Genomic DNA, 5,000 nt, shown 5'->3' with positions numbered 1-5,000 from the left:
GAGTAGGGCGGGACACGTGAAATCCTGTCTGAACATGGGGGGACCACCCTCCAAGCCTAAGTACTCCTTGCCGACCGATAGTGAACCAGTACCGTGAGGGAAAGGTGAAAAGCACCCCGACGAGGGGAGTGAAACAGATCCTGAAACCGGACGCCTACAAGCAGTCGGAGCCGCCTTGCGCGGTGACGGCGTACCTTTTGTATAATGGGTCAGCGACTTTGTCTCTCGAGCAAGCTTAAGCCGGTAGGTGTAGGCGCAGCGAAAGCGAGTCTGAATAGGGCGATTAGTTCGAGGGATAAGACCCGAAACCGAGTGATCTAGCCATGTGCAGGTTGAAGGTGCGGTAACACGCACTGGAGGACCGAACCCACGTCTGTTGAAAAAGACGGGGATGACGTGTGGCTAGGGGTGAAAGGCCAATCAAACTCGGAGATAGCTGGTTCTCCGCGAAATCTATTTAGGTAGAGCGTCTCGTATTACCTTCGGGGGTAGAGCACTGGATGGGCTAGGGGGTCCCAACGACTTACCAAACCTAACCAAACTCCGAATACCGAAGAGTAGAGCGAGGCAGACACACTGCGGGTGCTAAGGTCCGTAGTGGAGAGGGAAACAGCCCTGACCGCCAGCTAAGGTCCCTAAGTTATCACTAAGTGGGAAACGATGTGGGAATGCTTAGACAACCAGGAGGTTGGCTTAGAAGCAGCCATCCTTTAAAGAAAGCGTAACAGCTCACTGGTCAAGCGTTCCTGCGCGGAAAATGTAACGGGGCTTAAGTGATACACCGAAGCTGCGGACTCGAAAGAGTGGTAGCGGAGCGTTCTGTAAGTCTGTGAAGGTGGCCTGCGAGGGCTGCTGGAGATATCAGAAGTGAGAATGCTGACATGAGTAGCGATAAAGAGGGTGAGAGGCCCTCTCGCCGAAAGTCCAAGGGTTCCTGCGCAATGCTAATCAGCGCAGGGTAAGCCGGCCCCTAAGGCGAGGCCGAAAGGCGTAGTCGATGGGAACCAGGTTAATATTCCTGGGCCAGCGGGTAGTGACGGATTGCGGACGTTGTGCACTCTTACTGGATTGAGTGTGCAGCCAAGTCGTCCCTGGAAATAGCTCCCGCATGAGACCGTACCCCAAACCGACACAGGTGGACTGGTAGAGCATACCAAGGCGCTTGAGAGAACTCTGTTGAAGGAACTCGGCAAATTACTCCCGTAAGTTCGCGAGAAGGGAGCCTGGCATCAGGCAACTGGTGTCCAGGGGCACAGACCAGGGGGTGGCGACTGTTTATTAAAAACACAGGGCTCTGCGAAGTCGCAAGACGACGTATAGGGTCTGACGCCTGCCCGGTGCCGGAAGGTTAAAAGGAGGAGTGAGAGCTCCGAATTGAAGCCCCGGTAAACGGCGGCCGTAACTATAACGGTCCTAAGGTAGCGAAATTCCTTGTCGGGTAAGTTCCGACCTGCACGAATGGCGTAACGACTTCCCCACTGTCTCCAACAGAGACTCAGCGAAATTGAATTCTCCGTGAAGATGCGGAGTACCCGCGGTCAGACGGAAAGACCCCGTGCACCTTTACTACAGCTTCGCAGTGGCGTTAGTGGCGATATGTGTAGGATAGGCGGGAGGCTTTGAAACCAGAGCGCCAGTTCTGGTGGAGCCATCCTTGAAATACCGCCCTTATCCTCATTGACGTCTAACCGCGGTCCATGAACCTGGATCCGGGACCCTGCGTGGCGGGTAGTTTGACTGGGGCGGTCGCCTCCCAAAGAGTAACGGAGGCGCGCGAAGGTTGGCTCAGAGCGGTCGGAAATCGCTCGTTGAGTGCAATGGCATAAGCCAGCCTGACTGTGAGACTGACAGGTCGAACAGAGTCGAAAGACGGCCATAGTGATCCGGTGGTCCCGCGTGGAAGGGCCATCGCTCAACGGATAAAAGGTACGCCGGGGATAACAGGCTGATGATGCCCAAGAGTCCATATCGACGGCATTGTTTGGCACCTCGATGTCGGCTCATCGCATCCTGGGGCTGGAGCAGGTCCCAAGGGTTTGGCTGTTCGCCAATTAAAGCGGTACGTGAGCTGGGTTTAGAACGTCGTGAGACAGTTCGGTCCCTATCTGCCGTGGGTGTTGGATACTTGAGAGGAGCTGTCCCTAGTACGAGAGGACCGGGATGGACGCACCTCTGGTGGACCTGTTGTTGCGCCAGCAGCATAGCAGGGTAGCTAAGTGCGGAAAGGATAACCGCTGAAAGCATCTAAGCGGGAAGCCCCCCTCAAAACCAGGTATCCCTATCAGAGCCGTGGAAGACCACCACGTTGATAGGCTGGAAGTGGAAGCGCAGCAATGCGTGAAGCGGACCAGTACTAATTGCTCGATCGGCTTGATCCAACAATGCTCATGGGCGGCGATCGCTTCGTCCCATGAAGCCCGATCCTGAATACACCAGGAATAAAGTCAGCATGTCTCTACAAAACAATGCATCGGTCTTGCCGACCGGGTGGTTATAGCGAAGGCTCCACACCCGTTCCCATCCCGAACACGGCCGTTAAGACCTTCTGCGCCAATGGTACTATGTCCTAAGGCATGGGAGAGTAGGTCGCCGCCCGGTCCGCTAGACACGATGCATATATATTCTCCGTTTGTAATGATCAAAACAAAACCCCCGAGCCAATTGGCCGGGGGTTTTTTGTTGTTTGGCCCACCTATCGTAAAGTTAATGCTCATACCCCAAAGGCGGTGCTTACAGTGTGCTAGAGAGCGTCCAGACGGTGATTATTGTCTCTATGGGGTTCAAACGTGCACCTGACCCATATCATCATTGATGACTTCTTTGCAGATCCGTATGAGATCCGCAATGCGGCCTTGAGCCTGACATACCCGCAGCGTCCCGAAGGAGCAGGCTATCCGGGGCGAAATGCGGATCAGGCGCTGCCTCTTCCTGGTGTGGAAAACTTGATTTCCGAGATCGTGCACGAGCGCGTTCACCCCGCTACGCGCCTTTCTCATTGTCGGCCGCGTATCGCGCTGGCTGGCGATGAGGGCGGAAGCAATGTGCACATCGATTCATGTTATTGGTCGGCAATCGTGTATTTGAGCCTGGACGAGCATGCTCAGGGCGGCACACACTTTTTCCGACACAAGCAGTCCGGTCTCGATCACGCCCCGGTCTTCCCGGGAGAAGCGCAACGTCTTGGATATAAAACCGCGGAAGAGGCGACCGACAAGATTTGGTTGCAAGACGGTCGAGACTTATCCAAGTGGGAAGAGCGTATGTGTGTTCCGATGAAATTCAACCGAATGGTTTTGCTTCGGGCCTATTGCTGGCATACGGCCGGCGTCTCATTCGGAGAGACGGCGGAAACCGGCCGCCTGATACTGCCAATGTTTTTCAACACGCAAATGTCGAACGGGTAAGCTGTGCCCCCTGGTTGGCGATGGGGTGTGAGCGGAGGGCTCTAAACGGGCCGCTTGTCGTCAAGCCTTTTCGGGAAGCCAATGGACGCGATGTTCATTGACTCTGGGAGCGGCGCGTCCGATGGGTGCGTTCTGGCCTGGATGATCGAGGCCTGGCCTGTCCGGTCACTTATCTCCGCTCCCACGGATTGATCAGCGGAACGCCTGTGGGGGTGAAGTCTTTCACATTGCGCGTCACGATCGACATGCCATGTTCCAGGGCGGTGGCTGCAATTAGCGCGTCCCGTTCTGAACGCGGGTCAGGCACATGCAGCTGCGCACATCTTATGGCGATGGCTTCGTTGATGGCTAATACGCGTCCCGCAAAGGTCGGGCGAACTCGCTCTTCCATCCACCGTCTGAGCCGAGCGCCTTTCGCATCATCCTTGCGGGCAATCCGAAGAATTCCGATCTCAAGCTCCATCAGGCTGATGACCGAGAGATAGAATTGACCGGCATCCTTGTCGGTTAGCCAGGCGACAAGATTGGGGTCGGCGCGCCCGTCCCCGACTTTTCTGAGTTCGGACACCACATTGGTGTCGAGCACCATCATGACAGGTCAGGCACGTTGAGATCGAGCGTGGCGCGCTCAGGGTCCAGCGCGATATCCGACAGGCCCGGCAGTGCGAGCGCGTCGATCAGACTCACATGCTGTGCGGTCAGTTGCTCATAAGCTTCAATAGACAACAGAACATGGGCCGGTTTGCCGCGATCGGTGATGATCACCGGCCCTGTCTTGGACGCTCGCTTGGCGGCGCCAAGATCCTGATTCAGTTCGCGACTGCTGACTGTAGTGATCGACATACCCGCCTCCCAATCCATGTGGTTACGTTACTACACATGGGGAGCCATATCAATGGAGGCAAGGCTGATCAGCGTTCCTAACTCAACTATGCCAAAGACTGGCGGATCAATAGCCCAGGGAGCGTCTTGATCAGCGTTAGCTATCGCAGTCGCTTTCCAGCGAAGAGCGCCCAAGGGCTGCGTTGGGCGCAGGCGCCAAAAGACGCCGGCGACTGCAGACACGGCGTTGACCGCGCCGGGGGAGGGGCGTACACACCGCCTCCCAGCGACGGGCGGCCCTGATTTCCTTCTGGATACGGAGCAGTTCTGAAGCGGGCGTCAGGCGACAAACGGGAGTTCCCGCTTCGTCGATCGTGAACAGAGCGAAGACACACGCAAGTGAAGATCCTCTGCAAAACGGACTTGGCGAAGAGGGACGGCGTCTATAGACACCGCACCTCGCACTTTTAAGGGGCGCGCCGCAGGCTGCGGAGGCTCTGAGGAAGTCGATTGACGCAGAGCCGGACGGTCCTTACCACCCGCGTTCTTCGTTGAAGGGGCAGCTGGCGGAAACAGAGTTTCCTGAGGGTGTCTCGAAGCGGTCAACAACACAGAATTGAGACTCTCAGTTCTGTTTCGTGTCGCCGCAGACCGTGAATGCGAAACGCTGAAACGGGATGCGGGCACGGGGTTGACCGGGAGGAGCGGGATCGTTAGACACCGCGCCTCACGCTTTGAACGGAAAGCACGCAACTGCGGCGGCCCTGAAAAAGC

Annotated in this window: 3 protein-coding genes and 2 rRNA genes (1 of these 5 only partly in view); 3 read left to right on the top strand and 2 right to left on the bottom strand. The window is 56.5% G+C overall.

Features of this window, described 5'->3' with window-relative positions:
- The 3 genes from ACP154_RS00045 to ACP154_RS00035 form a co-directional block, all read left to right on the top strand.
- Nucleotides 1-2,378, top strand: a 23S ribosomal RNA gene (locus ACP154_RS00045); it begins 409 nt to the left of the window's first position.
- 105 nt (nt 2,379-2,483) lie between these two features.
- A 5S ribosomal RNA gene (gene rrf / locus ACP154_RS00040) occupies nt 2,484-2,598 on the top strand.
- A gap of 188 nt (nt 2,599-2,786) precedes the next feature.
- A complete protein-coding gene (locus ACP154_RS00035; protein ID WP_421858026.1) occupies nt 2,787-3,404 on the top strand; it encodes a DUF6445 family protein in 618 nt (205 codons plus the stop codon).
- A 169-nt stretch (nt 3,405-3,573) separates the two neighbouring features.
- Here ACP154_RS00035 and ACP154_RS00030 read toward each other — a convergent pair whose 3' ends face one another.
- Entirely contained in the window at nt 3,574-3,996 is a 423-nt protein-coding gene (locus ACP154_RS00030; protein WP_421858028.1) for a type II toxin-antitoxin system VapC family toxin, read from the bottom strand.
- Nucleotides 3,993-4,247, bottom strand: coding sequence for a type II toxin-antitoxin system Phd/YefM family antitoxin (locus ACP154_RS00025; RefSeq protein ID WP_107713538.1), 255 nt, complete (start codon nt 4,245-4,247; stop codon nt 3,993-3,995). Before ACP154_RS00025 ends, ACP154_RS00030 begins: the two co-directional genes overlap by 4 nt.
- Nucleotides 4,248-5,000: the final 753 nt, after the last annotated feature.

The sequence above is a fragment of the Oceanicaulis sp. genome (genome assembly GCF_965249665.1).
Lineage (GTDB): Bacteria > Pseudomonadota > Alphaproteobacteria > Caulobacterales > Maricaulaceae > Oceanicaulis.
The sequence above is the reverse complement of the archived record's forward strand: the minus strand, read 5'-3'. Positions and strand labels throughout refer to the sequence as shown.

Bases quoted from the DNA above. Each gene is read 5' to 3' on its own strand.
- ACP154_RS00025 (WP_107713538.1), bottom strand. From the start codon at position 4,247: ATGTCGATCACTACAGTCAGCAGTCGCGAACTGAATCAGGATCTTGGC.
- ACP154_RS00030 (WP_421858028.1), bottom strand. From the start codon at position 3,996: ATGATGGTGCTCGACACCAATGTGGTGTCCGAACTCAGAAAAGTCGGG.